The sequence below is a fragment of the Cellulophaga sp. genome, assembly GCF_039943695.1.
GTDB lineage: Bacteria > Bacteroidota > Bacteroidia > Flavobacteriales > Flavobacteriaceae > Cellulophaga.
Genome location: NZ_JBDVAA010000039.1, coordinates 1 through 2,163 on the forward strand (window position 1 = coordinate 1; position 2,163 = coordinate 2,163).

3 protein-coding genes are annotated in these 2,163 nt (G+C 33.2%); 1 reads left to right on the forward strand and 2 read right to left on the reverse strand.

The window, feature by feature from the left end; genetic code table 11:
* A partial coding sequence (locus ABJD66_RS03055; protein ID WP_348128087.1) for an aspartate/glutamate racemase family protein occupies nt 1-564 on the forward strand: 564 nt, incomplete at its 5' end.
* Nucleotides 565-570: 6 nt separating this feature from the next.
* Here the strand turns inward: ABJD66_RS03055 and ABJD66_RS03060 are convergent.
* On the reverse strand, nt 571-1,068 hold the full coding sequence (locus ABJD66_RS03060; RefSeq protein ID WP_348128090.1) for a dihydrofolate reductase: 498 nt from the start codon (nt 1,066-1,068) through the stop codon (nt 571-573).
* Between the two features lie 18 nt (nt 1,069-1,086).
* Entirely contained in the window at nt 1,087-1,911 is an 825-nt protein-coding gene (locus tag ABJD66_RS03065) for a thymidylate synthase (protein WP_100893811.1), read from the reverse strand.
* Nucleotides 1,912-2,163: the final 252 nt, after the last annotated feature.

Consider the following 2,163-nt stretch of genomic DNA (forward strand, 5'->3'; position numbering starts at 1 on the left):
ACAACTAATGCTATTAGTTATCTTAGGCAAACGTATACAGGTGTTTCTTTTATTGGTATAGAGCCAGCTATAAAGCCAGCAGTGTTGCAGTCTAACTCTAAAACTGTAGGTGTTTTAGCAACTAAAGGTACCTTGTCTAGTAGTTTGTTCCATAGTACGGTTAAAAACCACGCAGAGGGCATTAAAATTATTGAAAAGGAAGGTAAGGGTTTGGTTCCTTTAATAGAATCTGGTAAGGCAGCATCAAAGGAATGTAAAGATCTCTTAAAAGCATTATTAGCTCCTATGTTAGCTCAAAATATAGATTATCTTGTTTTGGGATGTACTCATTATCCGTACTTAATTCCTGTGCTTAAAGAGTTGTTGCCTCAGCACGTAAATATTATAGATTCTGGTGAGGCGGTTGCTAAACAGACTAAGGTTATTTTAGAAAAAGAAAATTTATTAAACAGAGATAGTGTTTCTTCTTTGCATAAGTTTTTTACTAATGCAGATGTGTCTATTTTAAAATCTTTTCTAAAAAATGTAAATGCTTCTATAGCTGTTAATTATCTAAATTTTTAAAATTATTTAGCACTTGCGCACATATGTTATGTAAGTGAAGTCTATTTTGTGTTTGTCATCTTTTGCATGATATTCTTCAAAAACTACTTCCCAGTTGTCATCATTTAGTTCAGGAAAAAAAGTGTCAGCATCAAAAGTAGCGTGTACTCTTGTTAGTTCTATTTGGTGTGTGTTTTCTAATGCTAATTTGTATATTTCTCCACCCCCAATTATATAAACTAATTCATTGTCTTTTGTAATGTCTAGGGCGTCTTGTAATGAGTGTACAACAACGCAATTGCTATGCTCTATAGTGTAGTTTTTATCTCTTGTAATTACAATGTGCTTTCTGTTAGGTAACGGCTTAGGAAAGCTTTCAAAAGTTTTTCTTCCCATAACTATAGGATTGCCAGTAGTAAGCTTTTTAAAGCGCTTAAAATCATCTGGCAAATGCCAAAGTAAGTCATTATCTTTTCCTAAAGCATTATTTTCTGCAGCAGCAGCAATGGCTATTATTTTTTGCACAACTTGTAATTTATGTAATTATATAGCTACTTTTCCTTTAATGTGTGGGTGCGGATCATAACCTTCTAAAGTGAAGTCTTCAAAAGTAAAATCAAAAATATTTTTTACTTCTGGGTTTAATATCATTTTAGGTAAAGCTCTAGGTTCTCTGCTTAGTTGTAGTTCTACTTGTTCTAGGTGGTTATTGTAAATGTGAGCATCACCAAAAGTGTGAATAAAATCTCCTGCTTCATAACCACAAACTTGTGCCATCATCATTGTAAACAAGGCATAAGAAGCAATGTTAAATGGTACACCTAAAAAGATATCTGCGCTTCTTTGGTACAATTGACAAGATAGTTTGCCATCTGCAACGTAAAACTGAAAAAATGCGTGACAAGGAGGAAGTGCTGCTTTACCGTTTGCTACATTTTCAGAGAAAGAAACAGATGTGTCTGGTAACACGCTAGGATTCCAAGCGGTAACCATCATTCTTCTGCTGTTAGGGTTGTTTTTTAGTGTTTCAATTACCTCTTTAATTTGGTCAATATCCTCGCTATTCCAATTACGCCATTGGTGTCCGTAGACAGGTCCTAAATCTCCATTTTCATCGGCCCACTCATTCCAAATACGAACTCCGTTTTCTTGTAAATAAGCAATATTTGTATCACCTTTTAAAAACCAAAGTAATTCGTATATAATAGATTTTAAATGTAATTTTTTTGTGGTAACCATAGGAAAACCTTTGCTAAGGTCAAAACGCATTTGGTGACCAAAAACACTTATTGTTCCGGTACCGGTACGGTCTCCTTTTTGGTTTCCTGTTTCTTGTACGTGTTTAAGTAAGTCGTGATATTGTTTCATTTTAAAGCAGTATCTTTCTTCTGTTTGGTGTAAACAGAAATTGTTAAGTCTTATGTAAAAATAAGTAATTAAATAATAAGTAATAGTATAATAAGTTTTGAATAATGATTAAATCATATATCCAAAACTTATTAGCTAGTTTGTAAAATTATTGTGTTTTAGGTTGATGTTAGCCTAATATCATACCTGCAATAGTAGCAGAAAGTAATGATGCTATAGAGCCTCCTAATACAGCTTTAAGTCCAAGTTCTG